The 1,193-nt window shown below is 66.2% G+C and carries 3 protein-coding genes; all 3 read right to left on the bottom strand.

Features of this window, described 5'->3' with window-relative positions; all coding sequences use genetic code 11:
* On the bottom strand, window positions 1-313 hold a 313-nt coding region (locus tag G6R25_RS28505; RefSeq protein ID WP_235949542.1), incomplete at its 3' end, for a transposase.
* Between the two features lie 83 nt (window positions 314-396).
* Window positions 397-600: a hypothetical protein gene (locus G6R25_RS28500; RefSeq protein WP_163554666.1), complete on the bottom strand. Its 204-nt coding sequence runs from the start codon at window positions 598-600 to the stop codon at window positions 397-399.
* 50 nt (window positions 601-650) lie between these two features.
* On the bottom strand, window positions 651-1,121 hold the full coding sequence (locus G6R25_RS28495; protein ID WP_235949540.1) for a helix-turn-helix domain-containing protein: 471 nt from the start codon (window positions 1,119-1,121) through the stop codon (window positions 651-653).
* Window positions 1,122-1,193 lie beyond the last annotated feature (72 nt).

The raw sequence follows: 1,193 nt of genomic DNA, 5'->3' as shown, positions 1-1,193 counted from the left end.
GGTAGAGGTGGCGGAGTTTGGTGCGGGCGTCGCTGGCGGTGAAGTGCCAGTTGACCTGTCGCTGGTTGGTGTTGACCGCGTTCTGCCAGGCGGTGAGTTCGGTGTTCAGGATGTCCAGGTCGGCGACGCGGCGGTCGAGGCATTGGCGGGTCAGGGCGGAGAGCTCGATCTCGGCGATGTTGAGCCAGGAGCCGTGTCTGGGAGTGTGGTGGATCTCGAGTCGTTGGGCGAGCGCGAACGCTTTGGTGGGTTCGAAGGCCTCGTACAGCGAGCCGAGGGAGTGGGTGTTGAGGTTGTCCAGGACGAGGATCACCTTCTCGGCCTTGGGATAGTCGCTGGTCAGGAGCCGGTCGACCTCGTGGGCTCAGTCCATGCGGGTCCGCTGCGTTCGGGCGGTCACCCGGCGGCGGCCGGCGAGGGGCTCGACCCAGATGAAGATCGAGCAGGTCCCGCAGCGGACGTACTCGGAGTCGACCTTGAGGTCGTGGCCGGGATCGGGTCGCGGGCGTGGGCCAGGAGCTGGTAGGGCTTCTCGTCCATGCACACCACCGGCACGGCGGGGTCGTGGGGGCGGGCGTAGACCGCGAGGACGTCTTCCATCCGGGCGACGAACTCGCCGTTCGCGCGGGGCGGGATGGTCCAGCACTTCCTCAGATGAGGACGAAGCGCCGTTTTTTTAACACTCTCCCGATCGTCGAGTGATCCATGTCCGGGATGTCCTCGACCAGCGCGACCTGTCTCTCCAGCAGCCGCAGCGACCAACGGGCATAACCCTGCGGCGGGGCCGAGTACGCCAGCGCGATCAACCGGGCCTCGACCTCACCGGTGATCTTCGGTTCGATCGGTGGCGTCAGCCGTTTCCGGCGCTGGATCGTTGCCGCGATGTCACCACCACGCTCGGCATAGGCCCTGGCCACGTTGCTGATCGTGTCGGGATCGACCCCGACCCGCTCGGCGATCTCCCGACGGCCGGCCGGCTCACCCTGACTCTCGTCAAGCTCCAGCAGGATCCGTGACCGGCGGACCTCCTGCGCCGGATGCGCCCCGGTCCGCACCACCCTCGTCAACCACTCACGCTCACCGGCGCTCAGCACCACCGACGGTAACCCCGAACCAGACACGACACATCCTCACGGCAGCAGAAGACATCACTACCGATCTACCACATCCCCATCGAAAGTTAGAGACGACAC

It is taken from the genome of Candidatus Frankia alpina (assembly GCF_902806485.1).
GTDB classification, from domain to species: Bacteria; Actinomycetota; Actinomycetes; order Frankiales; family Frankiaceae; genus Frankia; species Frankia alpina.
This window is presented reverse-complemented; position numbering and strand designations above follow the sequence as displayed.